This window comes from Kineosporia succinea, assembly GCF_030811555.1.
Classification (GTDB): Bacteria; Actinomycetota; Actinomycetes; order Actinomycetales; family Kineosporiaceae; genus Kineosporia; species Kineosporia succinea.
The window spans coordinates 7502498-7528285 of record NZ_JAUSQZ010000001.1 but is presented as its reverse complement, the minus strand read 5'-3'; the positions used below and the strand labels follow the sequence as shown (position 1 = coordinate 7528285).

5 protein-coding genes are annotated in these 25788 nt (G+C 73.6%); 2 read left to right on the top strand and 3 right to left on the bottom strand.

The window, feature by feature from the left end:
* Window positions 1-44: 44 nt before the first annotated feature.
* The 3 genes from J2S57_RS33115 to J2S57_RS33105 are packed head-to-tail and all read right to left on the bottom strand — an operon-like array spanning window position 45 to window position 3761.
* Window positions 45-1577: an aspartate aminotransferase family protein gene (locus J2S57_RS33115; protein WP_307250136.1), complete on the bottom strand. Its 1533-nt coding sequence runs from the start codon at window positions 1575-1577 to the stop codon at window positions 45-47.
* Complete coding sequence (locus J2S57_RS33110; RefSeq protein WP_307250135.1) at window positions 1574-2437, bottom strand: alpha/beta fold hydrolase; 864 nt, start codon at window positions 2435-2437, stop codon at window positions 1574-1576. The genes J2S57_RS33115 and J2S57_RS33110 overlap by 4 nt, the downstream gene beginning before the upstream one ends.
* A 7-nt stretch (window positions 2438-2444) precedes the next feature.
* Window positions 2445-3761, bottom strand: a complete 1317-nt coding sequence (locus tag J2S57_RS33105) for an FAD-dependent oxidoreductase (protein ID WP_307250133.1) — start codon at window positions 3759-3761, stop codon at window positions 2445-2447.
* 432 nt (window positions 3762-4193) lie between these two features.
* Here J2S57_RS33105 and J2S57_RS33100 point away from each other — a divergent pair, with 432 nt between their 5' ends.
* Both J2S57_RS33100 and J2S57_RS33095 read left to right on the top strand, forming a co-directional pair.
* Window positions 4194-17252: a type I polyketide synthase gene (locus tag J2S57_RS33100; RefSeq protein ID WP_307250131.1), complete on the top strand. Its 13059-nt coding sequence runs from the start codon at window positions 4194-4196 to the stop codon at window positions 17250-17252.
* A 28-nt stretch (window positions 17253-17280) separates the two neighbouring features.
* Window positions 17281-25752 (top strand): type I polyketide synthase, encoded by an 8472-nt coding sequence (locus J2S57_RS33095; RefSeq protein WP_307250130.1) that lies wholly within the window; start codon window positions 17281-17283, stop codon window positions 25750-25752.
* Window positions 25753-25788 lie beyond the last annotated feature (36 nt).

Sequence of the window (25788 nt, the reverse complement as noted above, 5' to 3'; positions counted from 1 at the left end):
GTGGTCCTCGCCTGTCCTGAGTCGGTGACGGGTGGGGCGGTGGGTCAGCCGACGGGCGCCAGCCGGTGGCCGTCGGTGCCGGCGATCTGGGTGCACAGGTCACGCAGCGCCCCGACGAGCCGGGTGATGTCGGCCGTGGTGATGAACGCCGACGGCTCGAAACGCAGGGTGTGGACGGCACTGGAGGTGGGGAACGTGCGAATGTGGTGCTCGCGCAACAGGTAGCCGGACAGGAAGTAGCCGAAGAAGCCCGACGCGTGCAGCTGCCGCAGGACGGGAGAGGGCGAGTGGGCCTGCTCGCAGAACTCCAGGCCCAGCATCAGGCCCCGTCCCCGCACCTCCTTGAGCACCCCGGGGAACTCGCGCTGCAGCTCCTGCAGGGCCTGGCGCAGTTCGGCGCCGCGCGCGCCCGCGGACCGGTAGATCTCGCCGTCGCCGGCCTCGAGCATCTGCAGCACCCGGCCCGCGATCAGGCACGAGTAGCTGTCTTTGGCGAACGTCGAGCTGTGCATCATCTCGAAGTCGTTCAGGTAGCGCGAGGCCCGCACCAGCAGCACCGCAGCCTTCGCGATACCGCCGCCCAGGCTCTTGGCCAGGGTGTAGTAGTCGCCCCGCAGCCCGAGGTGACTGCTGGCCAGGAACGCGCCGGTGCGCCCCATCCCGCTCTGCACCTCGTCGACCACCACCGGGATGTCCAGCTCGCCCGCCACCCGCTGGACGTCGTGCACGAACGCGGCGGGCAGCTCGTGGATGCCGCCCTCACCGAGGATCGGCTCGAGCACCACCGCGCAGAACCCGGGGAACGGCCGCTGCACCACGGTGGGCCGGCCGCCCTCGAGGGCCAGGTCGTGCAGCCACCGGCTCTCGGAACGCACGATCTCGTCGATCGCCCCCGGCTCGTCGAGCGGCACGAAGCGGGCCTGCGCCGCCAGCGCCGAGAACACGGCCCGGTAGATCGGGTTGTAGGTGAGCTGGGTGCTGGCCGCCAGCTTGCCGTGGAACGACCCGACCGGGGTCAGGAACAGCGGGGGGCTGGTGGCCAGGGCCTCGTTGTGGGCGGTGACGTCGGCGATCAGCGCCTCCGCCTCGGCCGCCGCCACGCTGCCCTCGGCCACGGCCGCCCGCACCGCCTCGATGCTGACGCCGACGGCGGCGCGCAGCTGCTCCAGTCGCACGTGGCGCTCGAACTCCGCGTGCTTCATCGCGGCCTCGATCGCCTCCGCCCCGCTGTTCGCGAAGATCGCGAAGAACGGCTCCTCGGAACCGGTCTCCCGCTGGATGATGCGGACCAGGTCGGCCGCCACGTCGTTGGCGTACGGATGCCGCGAGAACTGGGCGTGGATCGGCGTCTGGGCGGCCAGCAGCTCGCGGGCGTAGGCGACGAGCTCGGGGTTGCTGTGGCCCAGCAGGGTCGATCCGTAGCCGCCGACGAGATCCAGCACCGGGACCTCCTCGTCGCCCTTGCGGTAGTAGAGCGTGTCGCCGTGCCCCCGGACGTACTCCACGTCGAGCCCCGCGGTGCCCAGCACCCGGCGCAGGTAGGGCTCGGCGAGCTCCTGGGTCGTCTGCGCGGTCATCGTGCCTCCCCCTTCTGCGTACCGACAAGTCGCACGATCTCCCGCGCGACCTCCTCCGGAGCCTGCTGGGGCTGCCAGTGGGAGGTCTCCGGCAGGGGGACGAGCCGGTAGGGGCCCGTCACGTGCTGGGGCGTCTCCTCGACCGACAGCTTGCTGACCGCGGTGTCGGAGGGGCTCCAGACGAACGTCGTCGGCACGGTCACCGGGCCGAACCCGAACGGCTCACCGACCAGGTTGTTCGCCCGGTACCAGTTGAGCGCCGCGTCGAGAACGCCCGGCTGCGCGTGCTTCCGGACGTACCCGTCGACCTGGGCGGGTGTCAGGACGCCCTCACCGGCCTGGGCGAACCAGGCCCGGAGCCCGGCCGCGTCGTCGGCCAGGAAGTCCCGGGCCGAGTCCGGGGCCATGAGCATCTCGACGTACTTCGAGCCGGCCCGCTGCTCCTCGTCGACCTGGAAGGCGTGCTGGTAGGCGTCCAGGTGCGGGATCGCCAGCGCGACGAGCGAGCGCACCCGCCGGGGGTGGCGCGCTCCCAGGTACCAGGCCACCGCCGCCCCCCAGTCGTGCCCGACGACGTGCGCGGACCCGATGCCGAGCGCGTCGAGCAGGCCGAGCGCGTCACCGGCCAGGAGCGGCAGGGCGTAGTCGGCGACCCGGCCGGGCCGGGCGCCGTCGGAGTACCCGCGCTGGTCGGGTGCGACGGTGCGCAGCCCGGCCTCGTGCAGGATCGGCGCGACACCGGCCCAGGAGTGACGGCTGTGCGGGAAGCCGTGCAGGAGAAGCACGGCCGGCCCGCCGGCCTCACCCTCGACGTCGACGTCGAAGGTGAGACCACCGAGGGAGATCCGCTGAAGGGTCATGAAAGCCTCACCCCTGCAGGATCTTGGCTTCGAGCTCGGGCTCGTGCAGCACGGTGTAGTGGTCGACCAGACCGATCACCCGCTGGAAGGCCCGCGAGACCGCCGCGTCCCGGCTGGCCACGTCCTGGGTGCGCGAGATGAAGTCGTGCGTCTCCATGATCTCCGGCGTCCGCTCACCCTCCACCCCCGGGAAGGCCAGGTCCGCGCTCACGGCCATGTCCCAGCACCCGTCGATCGCATCGGCCGCCAGGTCCCGGAAGTAGGCCAGGGCGTGCACCGGACGGCGATCGGCCACGTGCTTGCGCAGCACCACCGAACCCAGGGCCGAGACCGTCATCCCCTGGGCGTAGCTGGGATTGAAACTGGCCACCCCGTCACCGATCACGAGGAAGCCGGCCGGAAAGTCGGACATCAGCTGGTAGTGCCGGCGCAGATTCGTCGGGAACTTGTAGGCCACCGGGTCGTTGAGAGCCTCGGCCGACTGCAGGATCTCGTAGATGTCGGGGGCGGCCAGCGACTTGATGAAGTTCAGGTAGCCGTCCGGGTCGGTCGGAGGGTGGTCACCGAGGATGCCGTAGGCCGTCACGATGGCCCGGCCGCCGTCGATCTTCTGGCAGATGCACCCGCGGGGCACCCCGGCCGAGGCCACCGTGTTCACCGAGATGTCGCCCTCGAACGCGGCGTCGGGAATCCGGTAGTAGCGCGTCGCGTAGCCCATCCCGATCTTGTGCTTCTCCTCCGGAACCCGCCCGTAGCCCAGGTCCTCGAGCCAGGTCGGCGTGCGGGAGCCACGTCCGGACGCGTCGACGACCAGGTCGGCGGGCAGCAGCGTCTCGTGCTCACCCTCCGGGAACACCCAGACCCCGCGGATCGTGCGCCCGTCGTCGCTGACCTCGAGCCGGCTGATGTCGGTCAGCTCCGAGAGAACGACGTTCGGCAGAGCCAGGACGCGCTCGCGGATGTGCGACTCGAAGAACGGGCGGGACGCGGTGAGACAGGCCAGACCGGAGTCGGTCTGCACGAGCCGCTTGCCGTTGATGATCCAGCGCACGTCGTTGGACGCGTCGCCGATCGCCGATCCGTCGGCGACCATCTTCTCGGTGATGCCGGGGAAGTGCTCCTCGGTGATCTCCTGGCCCCGTGACAGCAGGCCGTGCAGGTGGTGCCCCTGCGGCAGGCCCCGTCGCAGCAGGTTCGGCCCGGTCAGGTGGTCGCGGTCGACCAGGGTGACCTGGTCGAACTGGTCGGCCAGGACGCGGGTCGCGAACAGTCCCGCGATGCCGCCACCCAGCACCACGGCCCTTCTCGGCGTGCGCTTGCCCATGTGAGTCTCCCAGCACTCGGCGGTTCCGTCGCGGATTCCGTGACGCCGCGCCGGTTCTCGGCGCCGTCCGAACATAACCGCAGGGCTCTCACCGCCCGCTCATCGGTCGTGAACCGCCGCGAAAAGGCCGAGGTGGCCGACGGATCGGTGGTTCTGATACAGCCACCGGTCACTGTCGGCTAACCCGGAGCGGTGGGACGCGGTCGCCCGGTCACTGCCCGCTCCGTCGTGCCCGAAGGGGAGGTCCGGCCGGTCCCTACGCCGGGACTTGCGCTTTCGGGCCGTCCCTGCGTCTTCGACGTCCGCCCGCGCGTCGGTGACGCGCTCACCGGGCTCTCACCGCCGCGTCCTTCATGCACGATCCGGTGTTGTTACCGTGCTGAGAGATGAAAGTGTGAGGCCCGTCGGCGCTGCGGGGTTACGTTCGCTGCTGTGTCGACGAACAGTGAACCGCCACAGGCCATTGCGGTCGTCGGGATCGCCTGCCGCCTTCCCGGGGCTGACAGTCCGGAGCGCTTCTGGGAGCTCCTGGACTCCGGGCGCAGCGCCATCGGCGAGATGCCCCCGGAGCGCGCCGGTCACGGCGCTGCCCGCTGGGGAGCGTCACTGCCCGGTGTCGGGGACTTCGACGCCGCCTTCTTCGGGATCTCACCGCGTGAGGCCGCCGCGACCGACCCTCAGCAGCGCCTGGTGCTGGAGCTGGTCTGGGAGGCGCTCGAGGAGGCCGGCATCGTTCCCGCCACTCTGAACGGCAGCCGAACCGCCGTTTTCGTGGGCGCCCATCGTGACGACTACGCCGCCCTGACCTACCAGCAGGGAACCGCGGCGATCACCCAGCACAGCTTCACCGGCCTGAACCGGGGCGTGATCGCGGGCCGGGTCTCTCACCGCCTCGGCCTGCGGGGGCCGAGCCTGACCGTCGACTCGGCCCAGTCGTCCTCGCTCGTGGCGGTTCAGCTCGCCTGCCAGGAACTGCGCAGCGGACGCTCGGGGCTGGCGGTCGCCGCCGGGGTCAACCTGAACCTGCTGGCCGCCTCCGCGACCGGTGCCGAGCGGTTCGGTGGTCTCTCGCCCGACGGGCGGGCGTACGTTTTCGACTCCCGTGCCAATGGTTTCGTGCGCGGAGAGGGCGGTGCGGTGGTCGTCCTCAAGCCCCTGGACGCGGCCCGCGCCGACGGTGACCACGTGCACGGTGTGATCCTCTCAGGAGCCGTCAACAACGACGGCCCCTCGGCCGGGCTCACCGTGCCCAGTGCGTCGGCGCAGGAACAGGTGATCCGGGACGCCTGGGAGCAGGCCGGGGTCGACGCGGCCGGGATCCAGTACGTCGAGCTGCACGGAACCGGAACGCCGCTCGGAGACCCGATCGAGGCGGCGGCCCTGGCCGCTGCCCTCGGGGCCCGGTCCGGGCCTCCTCTCGCCGTGGGATCGGTGAAGACGAACATCGGGCACCTGGAGAGCGCGGCCGGTATCGCCGGACTGCTGAAGGTGCTGCTGAGTCTGCGTCACCGGCGGTTGCCGGCGAGCCTGAACCACGTCGAACCGCATCCGGGCATACCGCTCGAGCGGCTTCACCTGAAAGTCCAGGACCAGGGCGGGGAATGGCCCGATCCGGGGCGTCCGCTGATCGCCGGGGTCAGCTCGTTCGGTATCGGCGGGACGAACTGTCACCTGGTGGTCGCAGAGGGGTTCTCCGCCCCGGTCCGGGTGGGGCCGGAGCCGGTCGTGGTGCCCTGGGTGCTGTCGGGGCGCACTCCCGATGCCCTCCGCGCTCAGGCGCGGGCCCTGCGTGAGGTGGTGGGCACCCAGCGGCCGGTGGACATCGGCTGGTCGCTGCTCAGCGGCCGCACCCTCTTCGGGCACCGGGCCGTGGTGGCCGGGCGGGACCAGGACGGGTTGCTGGCCTCGCTCGATGCCGTGGCCACCCGCGAAAGTGTCGATGCCGAGCCGGTTTCCCCGGTGCTCCTGTTCACCGGTCAGGGTGCTCAGCGCATCGGCATGGGACGGGAGCTGTATGAGCACTTCCCGGTCTTCGCCACGGCTCTCGACGAGATCTCCCGGCATCTCGGCCACCTCCTCGACGACCCGCGTCCGCACCGCACCGGATGGGCCCAGCCCGCGCTGTTCGCGCTCGAGGTGGCCCTTTTCCGGTTGATCGAGTCGTGGGGCGTGCGGCCGGCGCGGATGGCCGGGCACTCGGTGGGGGAGCTGGCGGCCGCTCATTGTGCGGGGGTGCTCTCGCTCGAGGACGCCTGCTCGCTCGTGTCTCTGCGGGCCGGTCTCATGGACGCGCTGCCGGACGGGGGAGCGATGCTCGCGGTGCAGGCGGCGGAGGCCGACGTGCTGCCGCTGCTCCCGCCGGGTCTTGCCCTGGGAGCGGTGAACGGCCCTCGTTCGGTGGTGATTTCGGGGCGCGGGGATCTGATCGACGGGCTCGAGCAGCGTCTGGACGCGCGGGGCCTGCGGTCGCGGCGGCCGGCGGTCAGTCACGCCTTCCATTCACCGCTCATGGAGCCGATGCTCGAGGAGTTCCGGGAGCGGGCGGCCGAGTTGTCGTACCACGAGCCCTCGGTGCCGATGGTCTCCACGATGACAGGGCAGGAGGAAACCCGGTTGTGGTGCTCGCCGGGCTACTGGGCCGACCAGATCCGTGAGCCCGTGCGGTTTCTGGACGCCCTGCGCACCCTCGAGGAGGCCGGTCACCGGGTGTTTCTCGAAGCCGGGCCGGACGGGGTGTGCTCGGCGCTGGCGGCCGCGGCGATTCCCGGCGCGACGGCTGTACCGCTGCTGCGGTCAGGGAGTTTCGAGCCGGAGACCGCGGTCGCGGCGGTGGGCACGTTGTTCTCGCGGGGGGGCGAGGTCGACTGGCCGGTCTTCTACGAGGGGACGCGTCGGCACCGGGTCCCGTTGCCCACGTACCGGTTCCAGCGGGAACGGTACTGGATCGACGGGGCCTCGCCCTCGGGTGCGCCGGTGCCGGTGCCGGTGCCGGTTTCGGTGGACGGGGCGGTCGCGCCGGGTCAGGTGGGCGGTTCCTCCGCGGGGCCGGGGTCGGGGTCGGGGGCGGAGGGATCGAAGAGTGCGGGCGGGGCGACGGGGACCCGCGAGGTGACCGGGACCAGCGGTGTGGCGCGAGCGGCCGGTTCGGCGAGAGCCGCCGGCGGGACGGTGGCAGCCGAGCGGGTGGTGCGGGAACTGGTCGCGGCGGTGCTGGACCACGCGCCGGGGCGGGTGGTGCCGGAGACGGTGCCGTTCCGGGAGCTCGGGCTGGACTCGCTGATGGCCGTCGAGCTGAGTGACCGGCTGACCGCGGCGACCGGGGTGACGCTGGCCGGCGGGGTGGTGTTCGACTACCCGACCGTGGCCGCGCTGAGCGCGCACCTGGCCTCGCGGCTGAGCTCGCAGCCGACCCCGGCGCCGCCCTCGTGGCCGGGCGGACCGGTGGCCGGGTCGCCGGCCGAGCCGATCGCCGTCGTGGGGATGGCCTGTCGTTTCCCCGGTGACGTGAACACCCCCGAGGACCTGTGGGCACTGGTGGCCGAGGGCCGCGACGCCACCTCCGCCTTCCCCACCGACCGCGGCTGGGACCCGGCCCTGACCGGCACGGCCGTCGGACGTGGCGGTTTCCTGCACGACGCCGCCGGGTTCGACGCCGGGTTCTTCGGCATCCCGGCGCGCGAGGCCCTGGCCATGGACCCGCAGCAACGGCTCATGCTCGAGGTCGCCTGGGAGGCCGCCGAACGCGCTGGCCTGGATCCCACCCGTCTGCACGGATCCCGCACCGGCGTGTTCGTGGGGGCCACCTCGCTGGACTACGGACCCCGGCTGCACCAGGCCCCGTCCGGGGTGGACGGCCAGCTGCTGACCGGAACCACCTCGAGCGTCATCTCCGGGCGCATCGCCTACCAGCTCGGCCTGACCGGACCGGCCGTCACGATCGACACCGCCTGCTCCTCGTCGCTGGTCGCGCTGCACCTGGCCGTGCGGTCCCTGCGCTCGGGGGAGACGTCGCTGGCCCTGGCCGGTGGAGTCACCGTGATGTCGGGGCCCGGGATGTTCGTGGAGTTCTCCCGGCAGGGCGGGCTCGCCCCCGACGGCCGTTGCCGCCCCTTCTCCGACGCCGCCGACGGCACCGCCTGGGCCGAGGGCGCGGGCCTGCTCGTGCTGGAACGCCTGTCCGACGCCCGCCGCAACGCACACCCGGTGCTCGCGCTGGTCCGGGGATCGGCCGTGAACCAGGACGGGGCGTCCAACGGGCTGACCGCTCCCAACGGCCCGTCGCAGCAGCGAGTGATCCGCGCGGCCCTGGCCGACGCCCACCTCGAGCCCCGCGACGTCACCGCCCTGGAGGCCCACGGCACCGGCACCCGCCTGGGCGACCCGATCGAGGCCGAGGCGGTACTGGCCACCTACGGGACCGACCGCGAACCGGGCGTCCCGGTGTTCCTGGGCTCGCTCAAGTCGAACATCGGGCACGCCCAGGCCGCCGCCGGGGTCGGCGGCGTGATCAAGATGGTGCTGGCCCTGCGGCACCGGACCCTGCCCCGGACCCTGCACCTCGGCACCCCGACCCGTCACGTGGACTGGTCGGCCGACGCGGTGCGCCTTCTGAGCGAGGAACAGCCGTGGGAGGACGACCGGGGCCCGCGCCGGGCGGCGGTCTCCTCGTTCGGGATCAGCGGCACCAACGCGCACGTGATCCTCGAGGAGGCCGCGCCGGGGACCCGAACCGCCGAAGGAACCGGCCGGGGTGCGCGGGACGAGCAGACGGGACGGGGCCCGGGGGCCGGCCGGCGCGAGGAACCCCCGGGCGACGAGGCCAGCAGCTACCCGGCGCCCGTGCCGTGGGTGCTCTCCGCCCGTGACCCCGGCGCCCTCGCCGAGACCGCCGCCCGGCTGCGAGAGCCGGCCGGGCACGCGTCCCTCATCGACATCGGCTTCACCCTGGCCACCGCCCGGCCGCGGTTCACCCACAGTGCGGCGATCGTCGGCACCACGCGCGACGAGCTGCTCAGCGGCCTCGACGCGATCGCCGCCGGACGCACCCCGGGACACGTCAGGCACGGCATCACCCGCCCCGGCGCCACGGCATTCGTCTTCACCGGCCAGGGCGCCCAGCGCATCGGCATGGGGCAAGAGCTGCGCGCCGTGAACCCGCTCTTCGCCAGGGAACTCGACACCGTCACCGCGGCCTTCGCCGGGCACCTCGACCACCCGCTCGAAGACGTCCTCACCGGGGCCGCACCCGGACTGCTCGACCTCACCACCTACACCCAGCCCGCCCTGTTCGCCGTCGAGGTGGCTCTCGCTGCCACGCTCGCCCACCACGGGCTGACCCCCGACCTGGTGGCCGGGCACTCCGTCGGGGAGCTGGCCGCCGCCCACGTCGCGGGACTCCTGCCCCTGCCGGAGGCGGTGCGGCTGGTCGCGGCCCGCGGCCGGCTCATGCAGCAGGCCCCGGCGGGCGGTGCGATGGCCGCGATCCAGGCCACACCCGCCGAACTCGACCTCACCGGGAGCACGGCGGTGCTCGCCGCGGTCAACGGGCCCGAGTCCGTGGTGGTGTCGGGGGACGAGGACGCGGTCACCCAGGTCGTCGCGCACTGGCGCGGCCGCGGACGCCGCACCCGGGAACTGCGGGTCAGCCACGCGTTCCACTCACCGCACATGGACCCGATCCTGTCCGCCTTCCGTGAGATCGCGCAGACCACCCGGTTCGGCGAACCCTCGATCCCGATCGTCTCCACCCTCACCGGTGCCCAGGCCGACCCGGAGGAACTCGCCGACCCCGCCTACTGGACCGCCCAGATCCGCGGGACCGTGCGCTACGCCGACGCCGTCGAGGCCCTGACCCGAGCGGGGGCAGTACGTTTCGTCGAGATCGGGCCGGACGCGGTGCTCAGCGCCCTGACGCCCGGCGCCGTGCCCCTGATGCGCTCGGGCACCCCCGAACCGGACAGCTTCGCCGGCGCGGTGGCGGCCCTGCTCGTGGACGGAGCCCCGCTCGAGCCCGCCACGTTCCACCCCGGCGGGCGACTCACCGACCTGCCGACCTACCCGTTCCAGCACGAACGCTACTGGCTCGCGGGCACTTCCCCGGCCGACGCGTCCACCCTGGGGCTCGAGGACAACGACCACCCGCTGCTGGGAACCCGTCTCGAGCACGCCGACGGCGAGGGAGCCGTGCTCACCGGGCACGTGCCCGCCGACGGATGGGCTCGCGACCACCGGGTGGACGGCGCCACGATCCTGCCGGGCGCGGCCCTGCTCGAACTGGCGCTCGCGGCCGGCGGGGCGGACGTGGCCGAGCTCGTGGTCGAGGCCCCGCTGCCCGTGCCCGGCGACGTGCAGATCCAGATCGTCCGGCACGGCGACGCGTTCAGCCTTCACGCCCGGGCCTCGGCGCAGCTGCCCTGGACCCGACACGCCGGCGGCACCTTCAGCGGAACCGTCGAGGGGGCGAGGGCTGATCTGCGGGCCTGGCCCCCGCCCGGGGCCGTGGCCGAACCGGTGGACGATGTCTACGACCGGCTCGAGATCCTCGGATACTCCTACGGTCCGGCGTTCCAGGGGCTGCGGAAGCTCTGGCGACGGGGCCGCGAACTCTACGCGGAGGTCTCTCTGCCCGAACCGATCGCGCACGGGTACCGGCTGCACCCGGCGCTGCTCGATGCCGTGCTGCATCCGATCGTGCTCGAACTGGCCGATGCGGAACGGATCTGGCTGCCGTTCAGCTGGTCGGGCGTGAGCCTGCACGCCGCCGGGGCCACCGCCCTGCGGGCCCGCATCGTGCTCGGCCCGGAGGGAACGGCCGAGCTCACCCTGGCCGACGCGTCCGGTTCCCCGGTCGCCACGATCGAGAAGGTCACGTTCCGGGCCGGCAACACCTCGGCCACCGACCTTTACGGCGTCGTGTGGAAGCCCGTGCCGTCGGCGCCGGGCGAGGCGGCTCCCGAGATCGCCTTCTGCGCGGGGGAGACCGAAGCCCTCGGTGTCATCCGCGAGCGACTGGCCGGGACCGACGACCGTCCGCTGGTTCTCGTGACCCGCGACGCCGTTCAGGTGACCCCCGGCGACACCCTGACCGGGCTCGGCCAGGCGCCCGTCTGGGGTCTGGTGCGCGCCGCCCAGACCGAGCACCCGGGGCGTTTCGTCCTGCTCGACAGTGACCGGGACAGTGCCTCGGAGATCACGACCGTCTCCGGGGAGCCCCAGCTCGCCCTGCGCGACGGCCGCCTGTACGCACCCCGGCTCGAACGTCTCGGCCTTCCGGCGGGCCCCGGGCTCGACGAGGGGGCGAGCGTGCTCGTCACCGGCGGCACCGGAGGTCTGGGGGCGCTCGTCGCCCGCCGGCTGGTGACCCACCAAGGGGCCCGGCGTCTGGTGCTCGCCGGGCGTCGTGGTCCGCAGGCCCCCGGTGCGCGGCAGCTGGCCGACGACCTGACCGTGCTGGGCGCCGAGGTGGACGTGGTCGCCGTCGACGTGGGCGACCGCACCGCACTCGCGCGAATGCTCGGCCGGATCGAGAATCTGACGGCGGTGGTGCACGCGGCCGGCGTTCTGGCCGACGCCACGATCGAGTCGCTGACCCCCGGGCACCTGAGCGCCGCGATGCGTCCCAAGGCCGACGCTGCCCGGTTCCTGCACGAGCTCACCCGGGACCGCGAGCTGACGGCGTTCGTTCTCTTCTCGTCGGTCTCCGGGCTGACGGGCACCGCCGGTCAGGGGGCCTACGCCGCGGCCAGCACCTACCTGGACGCCCTGGCCGCGCACCGGCGAGCGCTCGGCCTGCCGGGTGTCTCGCTGGCCTGGGGGCTCTGGGAGAACGGGATGGGCGCGGCGCTGGGGGAGGCCGACCAGGCCCGCTGGCGTCGCGCGGGGTTGCCGCCGCTCACCGCGGAGCAGGGGCTGGAGCTGTTCGACCGGGCCCTGCGCACGCCGGACGCCGCGCTGCTCGTACCGCTCGCGCGCACCCGTCCCGCTCCGGACGCCGACCTTCCGGCTCTGCTCCGGGGGCGGGCGAAGAGTGCCGGACACCGCGGGCGGGCGGCGGCCGGGGGCGACTTCGTGGCCCGCATCACCGCGCTGCCCGAACCGGAACGTCGCGCGGCGGTGCTGGATCTCGTCAGCGCCACCGTGGCCCTGGTGCTGGGACTCGACGACGCGGTGGGTGTCCGGCCCGATCAGGCCTTCCGGGAGGCCGGTTTCGACTCTCTCGCCTCGGTCGAGCTGCGCAACCGGCTCGCCACCGCGACCGGGCTCCGGCTGCCCGCGACCGTGGTGTTCGACCACCCGACGCCGGCAGCGCTGGCCGGTCACCTGCTCGACGAGATCCAGGGCACCGAACACGCCGGGGTGACGAGCCGGGCCACCACCGACGAGCCGGTCGCGATCGTGGGCATGGCGTGCCGGTTCCCGGGCGGGGTGTCCTCCCCGCAGGATCTGTGGCGGCTGGTCTCCGAGAACATCGACGGGGTGTCGGGTTTCCCGGGCAACCGGGGCTGGGACCTGGAGACGCTCTACGACCCGGATCCGGACCGGCCGGGCACCTCGTACGTGCGCGAGGGCGGGTTCCTGCACGACGCCGACCTCTTCGACGCGGACTTCTTCGGGATGTCGCCGCGCGAGGCCACGGCAACCGACCCGCAGCAGCGGATCCTGCTCGAGACCGCCTGGGAGGCCTGGGAGAACGCGGGGATCGTGCCGGAGTCGTTGCGGGGCAGCGGGACCGGGGTGTTCGTCGGTGCGATGTATGACGACTACGCGGCCCGGCTGGCGACGGCACCCGCCGAGTTCGAGGGGTTCCTGCTGGCCGGCAACCTGTCCAGCGTCGCGTCCGGGCGGCTGTCGTACACCTACGGGCTCCAGGGCCCGGCGGTGACGGTGGACACGGCCTGTTCCTCGTCGCTGGTCGCGCTGCACCTGGCCGCGAACGCGCTGCGGCAGGGGGAGTGCGACCTGGCGCTGGCCGGCGGGGTGACCGTGATGTCCTCACCCACCACCTTCGTGGAGTTCTCGCGGCAGCGCGGTCTGGCGGCCGACGGGCGGTGCCGTTCGTTCGCCGAGTCGGCGGGCGGCACGGGCTGGTCGGAGGGCGTGGGTCTGCTCGTGGTGGAACGGCTTTCGGACGCGGTGCGCAACGGCCGTCGCGTCCTCGGGGTCCTGCGGGGGTCGGCGGTGAACCAGGACGGGGCCTCGAACGGCCTGACCGCGCCGAACGGGCCTTCGCAGGAGCGGGTGATCCGGCAGGCGCTGGCGAACGCGGGCCTGTCGCCGGCCGAGGTCGACGCGGTGGAGGCCCACGGCACGGGGACGCGGCTGGGGGATCCGATCGAGGCGCAGGCCCTGCTGGCCACCTACGGCCAGGATCGCGGGACACCGCTCTGGCTGGGGTCTTTGAAGTCGAACATCGGTCACGCCCAGGCGGCGGCGGGGGTCGGTGGCGTCATCAAGGTGCTGGAGTCCATGCGGCACCGGGTGCTCCCGGCGACGCTGCACGTCGACGAGCCCTCGTCGCAGGTCGACTGGTCGTCGGGAGCGGTCGAGCTGCTGACCCGTTCACAGCCGTGGGAGGGCACCGAGGGCCGTCCGCGGCGGGCCGGCGTGTCGTCGTTCGGGATCAGCGGCACCAACGCCCACGTGATTCTCGAGGAGTACCCGGAGGGGCCGGTCGAGCGGGAGCCGTCGGAAGGTCCGGTGCCGTGGGTTCTCTCGGCCCGCAGCGAGGCGGCGCTGAAGGCCCAGGCCGAGCGGCTGCTGAACGTCCCGGCCGACGTGTCACCCGCCGACATCGGGCTGACCCTGGCCACGGCCCGTACCGCGTTCGAGTACCGCGCGGTCGTCGTCGGCGCCGACCGGGACACCCTCACGGCGCGCCTGGCCGCGGTCGCCCGCGACTCCGCCGAGCCGGTCCGGGCCGGGAGGACCGCGTTCCTGTTCTCCGGGCAGGGCAGCCAGCGACTCGGCACGGGCCGGGAACTGTACGAGTCCGAGCCGGTGTTCGCCGAGGCCCTGGACGCGGTCTGCGCCGGGCTGGATCCGGCTCTCGACCGTCCGCTGAAAGACGTGCTGTTCGCGGCCGAGGGCTCGGCCGGCTCGGCGTCGCTGGATCAGACGGTCTACACCCAGGCCGCGTTGTTCGCCCTGGAAACCGCTCTCTTCCGGTTGGTCTCGTCGTTCGGGCTGCGCCCCGACCACCTGCTCGGCCACTCGATCGGCGAGATCAGCGCGGCTCACTGCGCCGGGGTGCTCTCGCTCGAGGACGCGTGTGTGCTCGTCTCCGCCCGGGGCCGGCTCATGCAGTCGGCCCCGGGCGGGGGTGCGATGATCGCGATCGAGGCCGGTGAGGAGGAGGTGGCCGCCTCGCTCGAGGGCCTGGCGGTCGGGATCGCGGCGGTCAACGGCCCCCGGGCGGTGGTTGTCTCGGGTGACGAGGACGCCGCGGGGCGGGTCGCGGACCTGTGGAAGGCGCGCGGCCACCGGGTCCGGCGCCTGGCCGTCTCGCACGCGTTCCACTCCGCCCACATGGACGGGATCCTCGAACGGTTCCGCGCCGCGATCGCGGACCTCACCTTCGCGGCACCGTCCGTGCCGGTGATCTCGAACGTCACCGGGCGTCCCCTGACCGCCGAGCAGCTCGGTTCCCCGGGCTACTGGGCCGACCAGATCCGCGGCACGGTCCGGTTCCACGACGGCCTGCGCTTCCTCGAGGGGGAGGGCGTCGTCCGCTACCTCGAGATCGGGCCCGACGCCGTGCTGAGCGCGCTCACGTCGAACGCGGCGGCGGTGCTGCGACCCGGGCGACCGGAGCCGGAAACGCTGCTCACCGCCGTGGGCCGGATGTTCTCCGACGGCGCCGAGGTGGACTGGCGTCCCTTCTTCGCCCGGCGCCGGGCCCGTTTCACCGACCTGCCCACCTACGCCTTCCAGGGCCGCCGGCACTGGCTGGAGCCCGCGCCGGACGGCACCCATCCCTTCCTGGGAGCCGCGGTACCGCTGGCCGGCCGCGACGAGCACGTGCTGTCGGGGCAGGCGTCCCGGGCCGGAGCACCGTGGTTGTCCGACCACGTGATCGGTGGGGTGCCGCTCGTGCCGGGCACCGGCGTCCTCGATCTGGCCCTGCACACCGCCGACCGGCTCGGTGCCCGGCTGGAGGAGCTGACCCTCGCGGCCCCGCTGGTGGTGCCCGCGCAGGACGACCTGGAGCTCCAGGTCACCGTGACCGAGGGAACCGGGCTGGAGATCCACGCCCGCACCGGCGACGACGGGTGGACGACGCACGCCCGGGGTTCGCTGAGCCGGGACGCGGGTGGCCCGGTGCCGTCGCCGGAACTCCTCTGGCCGCCGGCTGCCGCGGTCGAGGTGGACCTCGACGGGGCCTACGACCGGCTGGCCTCACGCGGGTACGCCTACGGGCCACGCTTTCGTGGCCTGCACCGGATGTGGCACGGGGACGGCCAGATCTACGCCGAGGTGAGTGGTCCGGTGGGGCCGTTCGCGATCCATCCCGCGGTGCTGGACGCCGCCCTGCATCCGCTGCTGCTCGTCGACGAGGGCGGGCCGTCGTGGGTCCCGTTCGCGTGGTCGGGCGTGACGGTGCACCGCACCGGGGTGCCGGCCCTGCGGGTGCGGCTGAGTGTGCTCGCCAACGGTCACGACTCGCTCGAGGTCGCGGTGGCCCTGTTCGACACGGCCGGAGCGCCGGTGGCCGAGATCGCCTCACTGCTGCTGCGTCCGCTGGCCCGCGAGGCCCTGACCGCCGCCCGGGCCACCGACGGGCTGCTGCGCGTCGCCTGGACCGAGGTCGGGACCGGCCACGGACTGGGCGAGGCCCGCGTGCTGCGGCTCACGCAGGACGAGCCCGACGCCCTGCTCCGGGCTCTGACCTCGGTGCAGTCGTTCCTGGCCGAGCCGTCCGACGCGAAACTGGTGGTGGTCACTCACGGGGCGGTCGCCGCCCGGCCGGGCGAGGACGTCACCGACCTGACCCGGGCGGCCGTCTGGGGGATGCTGCGCTCCGCCCAGACCGAGAACCCCGACCGCGTCGTGCTCGTCGACCTCGACGACGACCCGGCCTCGGAAGCGCTGCTGAATTTCGGCGTTTCGGGCGGACCCGGGGTCTCCACGGCCTCGGGGGACGAGCCGCAGCTCGCGATCCGCGAGGGCCGGGCGTTCGCACCCCGGCTGGCGCGCCGGGCTCCGGCGGATGCCGGCCCGCCGCGCTGGGACACCGGGACCGTGCTGGTCAGCGGCGCCACCGGAACTCTCGGCACGATCCTGGTGCGGCACCTGGTGACCCGGCACGCGGCGCGACGTCTGCTGCTGGTCAGCCGCCGGGGAGAACAGGCCCCGGGAGCGGCCGGGCTGCGCGCCGAGATGACCGCCCTGGGCGCCGAGGTCACCGTCGCCGCCTGCGACCTGGCCGACCGGGACGCGGCCAGGGCCCTGCTCGGCGCAGTGCCCGACCTGAGTGCGGTGGTGCACACCGCGGGTGTGCTCGACGACGGCGTGTTCACGGACCTGGACGCCGAGCGCCTCGAGCGGGTGACGCGTCCCAAGATCGCCGCGGCCCGGAACCTGCACGAGTTCACCCGCGACCGGCCGCTCGAGGCGTTCGTGCTGTACTCCTCGATCGCCGGTCTGCTGGGCACCGCCGGGCAGGCCAACTACGCGGCCGGCAACGCCTACCTCGACGCGCTGGCCCAGCACCGCCGGGCCCGCGGTCTGCCGGGATTGTCTCTGGCGTGGGGACTCTGGGAGCAGAGCAGCTCGCTCACCGAGGGCCTGGACGTCGTGGACCGGCAGCGCCTGGCCCGCAGCGGCCTGATCCCGCTCGGCTCCGACGAGGCGATGGACCTGTTCGACGCCGCCCTCGGCGGAGACGACGCGGTGCTCGCGGTGTCCCGCATCGACACCGCCGCGCTGAGGGCTCAGGGAACACCGCCGGCGATGTTCCGCGGACTGGTGCGGCCGCCGGCCTCGACCGGGCGGGAAACGGTGGTGGCCCCGTCCGCCACCGACCGGCTCGCGGCCCTGCCTCCCCAGGAGCGTGGGCAGGCGCTGCTCGACCTGGTCGTCTCACAGGTCGCGGCCGTGCTCGGGCACGCCGGCGACAGCGACCTGGAACCCGGACGGGCCTTCCGGGAGCTGGGTTTCGACTCGCTGACCGCGGTCGAGCTGCGCAACCGGATCGGCCGGGCCACCGGCCTGAAGGTGCCCACGACGCTGGTGTTCGACCACCCCAGCCCGGCGGCGGTGGCCACGTTCCTCGACCACCAGCTCACCCGGGCCACCCGGCCCGACGTGCTCGCGGAACTCGACCGGCTGCGTCCCGCGTTCGAGGGGGCCGTGAACGAGCAGGACACCCGAGGGGCCGTGGCGGTGCGCCTGCGGCATCTGCTGGACCTGTACACGGCCGCGACCCCGGCCGGACCCGACCTGGACGAGGCGAGCGACGACGACCTGTTCGCCCTCGTCGACGGCCTCGACTGACGAATTGTCCCGACCAGGAAGTGATCCCATGGCTGACGAGCAGAAGCTGCGTGACTACCTGAAGCGAGCGATCGCCGACGCCCAGGAGGCGCGCGGGCGTCTGCGCGAGGTGGAGGAACGGGCACTGGAGCCGATCGCGATCGTGGGCACGGCCTGCCGCTACCCCGGCGGCGTGTCCTCTCCGGAGCAGCTGTGGCAGCTGGTCGCCGAAGGTCGCGACGCCGTGTCGGGCTTTCCGGCCAACCGCGGCTGGGACCTGGACGCGCTGTACGACGCCGACCCGACGGTGCCCGGGACGTCGTACTCCCGGGAGAGTGGGTTCCTGCACGACGCCGATCTGTTCGACCCGGAGCCGTTCGGTCTGTCACCCCGCGAGGCGGCGGCGCTGGATCCGCAGCAGCGGCTCCTGCTGCTGACGGCGTGGGAGGCGCTGGAACGGGCCGGGCTGGATCCGCTGGGCCTGAAGGGCAGCTCCACCGGGGTTTTCGCGGGGCTGATGTACAACGACTACGGATCGCGCGCGAACCTGCCCGGTGAACAGGAGGGTTATCTCTTCAGTGGCAGCGCGGGAAGCATTGCCTCCGGACGCCTTTCGTACACCTTCGGTTTCGAGGGGCCCGCGGTCTCGGTGGACACGGCGTGTTCCTCGTCGCTGGTCGCGCTGCACCTGGCCGCGAACGCGCTGCGTCGTGGCGAGTGCGACCGGGCGCTGGCCGGTGGGGTGGCGGTGATGTCGACCCCGACGGCCTTCGTGGAGTTCTCCCGCCAGCGCGGTCTGGCGGCCGACGGGCGGTGCCGTTCGTTCGCCGAGTCGGCGGGCGGCACGGGCTGGTCGGAGGGCGTGGGTCTGCTCGTGGTGGAACGGCTTTCGGACGCGGTGCGCGACGGCCGCCGGATCGTGGGCGTTCTGCGGGGGTCGGCGGTGAACCAGGACGGTGCGTCCAACGGCCTCACGGCACCGAACGGGCCTTCGCAGGAGCGGGTGATCCGGCAGGCGCTGGCGAACGCGGGCCTGTCGCCGGCCGAGGTCGACGCGGTGGAGGCCCACGGCACGGGGACGCGGCTGGGGGATCCGATCGAGGCGCAGGCGCTGCTGGCCGCCTACGGTCAGGGACGTGAAGCACCGCTGTGGCTCGGGTCTTTGAAGTCGAACATCGGGCACGCCCAGGCCGCCGCCGGGGTGGGCGGGATCATCAAGATGCTCGAGGCGATGCGGCACGGAACGCTCCCGGCGACGCTGCACGTCGACGAGCCGTCGTCACGGGTCGACTGGTCGTCGGGAGCGGTCGAGCTGCTCACGCGGGCACGCCCGTGGGACGTGGTGCCGGGCCGTCCGCGGCGGGCGGGGGTCTCGTCGTTCGGGATCAGTGGCACGAACGCGCACGTCATTCTCGAAGAGCCGCCCCGGACGGACGTTCCCGGGCCGGCCCGGGAGCCTCACGCCTTCCGGCTGCGGCGGTTCTGGCTCGAGCCGGCCGCCGCGTCCGAGCCGGTGGGGCATCCGCTGATGAGCTCGGGGATCGCGGCCGCCGACCGGGACGAGCACCGCTTCACCGGACGCGTCACACCCCACACGCAGCCCTGGCTGGCCGACCACACGATCGGCGGCACGGTACTCGTGCCCGGCACCGCGCTGGTCGAGCTGGCGGCCTGGGCGGGGGAGAGGACCGGCTGCCCGGTCGTGTCCGAGCTGACCGTGCCGGTCCCGGTCCGGCTGAAGGGGACGCACCGGCTGCAGGTCGTGGTCGGGCCGGAGAGCGACGCGGAGCGGGAGATCCAGATCTACGGCCGCGGCCAAGAGAACCAGGACTGGACGCTGCACGCCACCGGCCGGCTGTCCGGCGAGACCGGGCCTGCCGGGCCGGACCTGACGCGGTGGCCTCCGCCCGGCGCCGACGAGGTGGACCTCGACGGTCTCTACGCCCGGCTGGACACGGCCGGGTACGCCTACGGCCCGCACTTCCAGAACCTGCGCCGCGCCTGGCGGCAGGGCGACGAGCTGTTCGCCGAGATCGGGCCGGTCGAGGCGGGAGGCTTCCTGCTGCACCCGGCACTGCTCGACAGCGCGCTGCACCCGCTCCTGCTCGACACCGACGGCCCGGCCCTTCTGCCGTTCGCCTGGAACGGGGTGCGGCTGTACGCACCGGGGGCGGCCTCGCTGCGGGTGCGGCTCACCCTCGGCGACACCGTGGCCCTGGACCTGGCCGACGACAGCGGTCTGCCGGTGGCGAGCGTCCAGGCACTGACGCTGCGCGCGGCCGGGACGGCACCGGTGCGGGACGGTCTGCTGCGCCTCACCTGGACCCCGCTGGACGGGACGGACGAGATCGGGCACTGGGCGGTGCTGGGTGACGACCGCCTGGGGCTGCCCGTGACGGTGCCGTGCGTTCCCGACCTGGAGGCACTGGACGAGGCACCCGAGGTGCTCGTCGTGCCGGTGCCGTCCGGGTCCACGGAGCTGGGCACCGCACCACGCACGCACGCCACGACCGCCCGGGTGCTGAAGACGCTGCAGGAGTGCCTGGCCCGGCCACTGCTCGACGACACCCGGATCGTGGTGGTCACCCGGGGCGCGGTCGCGGTGACCGGCGCGGACCGTCTCGCCGATCTCTCCCCCAGCGGCGTCTGGGGCCTGGTGCGGTCGGCGCAGACCGAGAACCCCGGCCGCCTCGGGCTCGTCGACCTCGACCACCCGGGCCCCGCGCTGATCCGGGCCCTCGCGTGCGGGGAACCCCAGGTGGCGGTGCGGGACGGTGCGCTCAGCGCCCCCCGGCTCGCCCGCATCACCGCGCCGACGGGCACGACCCGCCCGGAACCGACGCCGGACGGGGTGACGCAGGCCGGCTGGGGCACCGGAACCGTCCTCGTCACCGGGGCCGGCGGTGCGCTCGCACCGGTGGTGACGCGGCACCTGGTGGTGCACCACGGCGTCCGCCGTCTGCTGCTGATCAGCCGCCGCGGGGCGCAGGCCCCGGGCGCGGCCGAACACGCGGCCGAACTGACGGCGCTCGGGGCCCAGGTCCGGTTCGCCGCCTGCGACGTCGCCGACCGGAGGGCGCTCGCCGAGGCCCTGGCCGGCACCGACCTCACCGCCGTGGTGCACGCCGCGGGCGTACTCGACGACGCCACGTTCGCCGCGCTCGACCCCGGCCGGTTGCGGGCGGTGCTGCGGGCGAAGGTGGACGCGGCCTGGAACCTGCACGAGCTCACCCGGCATCACGACCTGAGCGCGTTCGTCGTCTACTCGTCGCTGGCCGGGCTGTTCGGCAACGCCGGGCAGGCCGCCTACGCCGCGGGCAACACGTTCCTCGACGCCCTGGTCACCCACCGCCGCGCCCAGGGACTGCCCGCCCTCTCGCTCGCCTGGGGCCTGTGGGCGGACGACACCACCCACAGCATGGGCGCCGAGCTCACGGGCACCGACCGCGTCCGCCTCGCCCGCACCGGCATCGTGCCGCTGCACCCCGACGAGGCCATGGACCTGTTCGACCGCGCGGTCACCGGCGACGATCCGGTGGTGGCCGTGACCCGGCTCGACCTGCGCGCCGCGGGCCCGGACGCCCCCGAGGTCATGCGTGCTCTCGTCCCCTCGCGTCCGCGCGGGAGCGGCGGCCGGAAGATCGAGCCGGCGACCGATCTCCTCGGCCTCGTGCGCACGGCAGCGGCGGCCGTGCTCGGTCACACCGGTGCGGCCTCGATCCCCGCCGACCGTCCGCTGCAGGAACTGGGCCTCGACTCGCTGACCGCCGTGGAGCTCCGCAACCGCCTCGGCTCGGCCACCGGCCTGCGGCTCCCCAGCACCCTGGTCTTCGACTACCCGGCCCCCGACGCCCTCGCCCAGCGCCTCACCGAGCTGACGACCGGCACCAGAACGAGCACGGCCAGTACCATCCGCACGGTCACCGACGAACCCGTCGCCATCGTCGGCATGGCCTGCCGCTACCCGGGCGGGGTCTCGTCGCCCGAAGAGCTGTGGCACCTCGTCGCCGACGGCCGCGACGCGATCTCCGGCTTCCCGGTCAACCGCGGCTGGGACCTGGACGCCCTCTACGACCCGGACCCCGGACGGCCCGGCACCTCGTACACCCGCGAAGGCGGGTTCCTGCACGACGCCGATCTTTTCGACCCGGACTTCTTCGGCATGTCGGCCCGCGAGGCGCTGGCGACCGACCCGCAACAACGTCTGCTGCTCATGACCGCGTGGGAGGCGATGGATCACGCGGGAATCGTGCCCGCGTCACTACGGGGTTCGCGCAGCGGTGTCTACACCGGGGTGATGTACCACGACTACGGCACTCTCACCCGACCCGTCCCCGAGGAACTCGAGGGCTACCTCGCCGGAGGGAGTGCGGGAAGCGTTGCCTCGGGACGCCTCTCGTACACCTTCGGTTTCGAGGGCCCGGCGGTCTCGGTGGACACGGCCTGTTCCTCGTCGCTGGTCGCGCTGCACCTGGCCGCGAACGCGCTGCGGCAGGGGGAGTGCGACCTGGCGCTGGCCGGCGGGGTGGCCGTGATGTCGACCCCGGCCGCGTTCGTGGAGTTCTCGCGCCAGCGCGGTCTGGCGGCCGACGGGCGGTGCCGTTCGTTCGCCGAGTCGGCAAATGGCACGGGCTGGTCGGAGGGTGTGGGTCTGCTCGTGGTGGAACGGCTTTCGGACGCGGTGCGCAACGGCCGTCGCATCCTCGGGGTCCTGCGCGGGTCGGCGGTGAACCAGGACGGGGCCTCGAACGGCCTGACCGCACCCAACGGGCCCTCCCAGGAACGCGTGATCCGGCAGGCGCTCGCGAACGCCGGGCTGGACGCGGCCGACGTCGACGTCGTGGAGGCCCACGGCACGGGCACCCGGCTCGGTGACCCGATCGAGGCGCAGGCCCTGCTGGCCACTTACGGTCAGGATCGTGAGAAGCCGCTGTGGCTGGGGTCTCTCAAGTCCAACCTGGGGCACACCCAGGCCGCTGCGGGGGTCGGCGGCATCATCAAGATGCTCGAGGCCATGCGTCACGGTGTGCTCCCGGCCACCCTGCACGTGGACGAGCCCTCGTCGCAGGTCGACTGGACGGCCGGCCGGGTCGAGCTCCTGAAGGACGCCCGGCCGTGGGAGATCACCGCGGGGCGTCCGCGGCGGGCCGGGGTGTCGTCGTTCGGGATCAGCGGCACCAACGCCCACGTCGTGCTCGAGCAGTACGCGACCGACGTGCCCGAGCCCACCCGGGGTGTGCGCACCGGGTTCCTGTTCACCGGGCAGGGCAGCCAGCGTCTGGGCATGGGCCGCGAGCTGTACGAGCGTGAGCCGGTTTTCGCCGAGGCCCTGGACGCGGTCTGCGCCCACCTCGATCCGCAGCTGTCGCGTCCGCTGAAGGCCGTGATGTTCGCGGCCGAGGGCTCCGCCGACTCGGCCCTGCTCGACCAGACGGCCTTCACCCAGGCCGCCCTGTTCGCCCTCGGTACGGCCCTGTTCCGGCTCGTCGAGGCGTCCGGGGTGAAACCGGACCACCTGCTGGGCCACTCGATCGGCGAGGTCACCGCGGCCCACTGCGCCGGCGTGCTCGACCTGCCCGACGCCTGCGCGCTGGTGATCGCCCGCGGCCGGTTCATGCAGTCGGCGCGCGAGGGCGGTGCGATGGTCGCGCTGGAGGCGTCCGAGGACGAGGTCGTCCCCACCCTGGAGGGTCTCGGGGTGACGGTCGCCGGCGTCAACGGGCCTCGCTCCGTGGTGATCTCGGGGGACGAGGACGCTGCGGAGGAGGTGGCGAGGCTCTGGCGGGACCGGGGGCGACGGGTCAAGCGGCTGACCGTCTCGCACGCCTTCCACTCGGCACACATGGACGGGATCCTCGCCGGGTTCACCGCCGCCATAGCGGATCTCACGTTCGCCCCCGCGTCCGTCCCGGTGATCTCGAACCTGACCGGCCGCCCGGCGGGTCACCGGATGCGAACCCCGGCCTACTGGGCCGAGCAGATCCGCGGCGCCGTGCGGTTCCACGACGGGGTGAGGTTCCTGGAGGGGCAGGGTGTCACCCGTTACCTGGAACTCGGCCCGGACGGGGTGCTCAGCGCGCTCGTCGAGGGGGCCGTGCCGCTGCTGCGGGCCCGGCGACCGGAGCCGGAGACGGTGGGCGAAGCTCTCGACGGACTGAGGAACAACGGATTTCAGCTGCGCCGGTTCTGGCTGGAGCCCTCGACCGTGCCCGGGCACGACCCCGCCGGACTGGGCCTCACCCCGACCGGGCACCCGCTGCTCGCGGCCGAACTGACCACGGACACCGGCAGCGTGCTCACCGGCCGGCTCACGGAGGACGCGCCGGTGGCCACCCTGGTCGAACTGGTGCTGGCCGCGACCGGCCCGCACGAGCGGGTGCGGGAGCTGCTCGTCGAGGCGCCGCTGTCCCTCGGAACCGCCGGGGCCCTGCGCCTTCAGGTGCGCACCGCGATCCCGGCCGGCGACGGGGGCACGACGGTCTCCGTGCACTCCCAGCCGGAGGGGACGTCCGACCCGTGGACCCGTCACGCCCAGGGCACCCTGGCACCCGCGACCGGGCACCGGCCGGCGCCCGCGCGTGGTGGTGGCTTCCGGCTCGATCCGCGCCTCCTGGAGGCGGCTCTGGACGTCGCGCCCGCCGAGGACGTGCCGATCGCCTGGCACGACATCCACCTGCACCGGGAGGGCACCGACCGGGCCGCCCCCACCTGGAGCGACACGGACGACGGCTCGCTCGCCCTGCACCTGCACGACGGGGCCGGCCGGCCCGTGCTCACGGTCGGGTCGATCACCTTCGGGCCGCTCGCCGAGACCGGGCCCACCGGCCTGCTCACGGTGACCTGGTCCCCGGGGCCGGAGGTTTCGGTGCCGGGGCCGCGGACCTGGGCTCTCCTGGGCGATCCGGCGGGGCGGTTCGAGGGGCTGCCGGTGCTGACCTCCGGGGCGGTGGCGGACGCGGTGGTCACGGTGGTCACGGATGCGTCCCTCACGCTGCGGACGGTTCGGGAGTGGCTGTCCGACGAGCGGCGTTCCGGAACCCCCCTGCTGGTCGTGGCTCTGGACGAGGAGCCGGGGACGGCGGCCGGGTGTGGTCTGGTGCGCGCGGCCCAGGCCGAGGCGCCGGGCCGGATCGTCCTGGTGCACCTGGACACCGACGACCCGGCGGCTCTCGACACGGCCCTGGCGGCGGGGGAGCCCGAGGTCCGGGTGAGCGGGACCCGTCCGCTGGTGCCGCGTCTCACCCGGATCCCCCCGGCCGTGGTCCCGGCGCAGCACCACCGGATCGACGGCACGGTGCTGATCACGGGGGGCACCGGCGCTCTCGGCTCGCGGATCGCCCGCCATCTGGCCGGCGCCCACGGGGTCAGGCGTCTGCTGCTGGTGAGCCGGAGCGGATCGGCGGCGCCGGGGGCGGCGCAGCTGCGCGCCGAGCTGAACGAGCTCGGCGCCGAGGTCGTCCTGGCCGCCGCCGACGTGCGCGACCGGCAGGCCCTGGCCGTCCTGCTCGACGGGGAGCCGGTGACCGGGGTCGTGCACGCGGCCGGGGTGCGTGACCACGGGTTGCTCGCCACCATGACCGAAGACCGGTTCGAGGCCGTGCTCGACGTGGCCCGGGCCGCCGGGCATCTCGACGACCTGGTGCCGGACGCGGAGTTCTTCGTGCTCTTCTCCTCGGCCGCCGGCAGTTTCGGGGCACTGGCGCAGTCCGGCGACGCGGCGGCGAACGCGCTTCTCGATGCGGTGGCCTCACGTCGCCGGGCCCGGGGGTGGCGGGCGGTCTCTCTCGCCTGGGGGCCGTGGAACCTCGAGGAGAGCGGGCACGACGTGCGGCTCCACCTGCCGGAGGGGGTTCGGCCGGTCGAACCGGCTCAGGCGCTGCGGCTTTTCGACGCGGCCCGGGCGTGCGACGTCCCGGCGGTCGTCGCGGTTCCGTTCAGCGCCTCGGTGCTCCGGACCGCCGACCGGCTGCTGCCGCTGCTGCGCGGCCTGCTGCCGGGCCGGTCCCGGACGGCCGTGGCCGAGCCGCCGAGCCTGGCCGAGCGGCTCCGCGACCTCTCCGGTGACCAGAAGCGCTCGTTCCTGGTCGATCTCGTGGTGACCGAGGCGTCCACCATTCTGGGGGGCACCGAAGTGAGCGCCGACCGGCCGTTCCGCGACCTGGGACTGGACTCGCTGACCGCGCTCGAACTGCGCAACCGGCTGTCGGCCGAGGTGGGCGAGAGTCTGCCCGCAACCATTGTTTTCGACCGTCCGACGCCCGGGGAGCTGGCCGGGTACCTGCTCGACGAGGTGGTGGGGGAGCCGGTGCCGTCCGCGGTGACCGAGCTGGACCGCCTCGAGGAGCTGGTCACCGGGCTCGCACAGGACCCGGCGCGGCAGGGAGCGCTGGTGCTCCAGCTGCAGGCGTTGCTGACCCGGTTCTCCGGGGCGGTGCCCGCATCGACGGACGGCATCGAGACGGCTTCGCTGGCCGAGGTGTTCGACTTCATCGACAACGAACTGGGTCGCGCGGCGAGCTAGCGCGGGAAGGATGGGTGGGGGATGTCCGCCGAGACG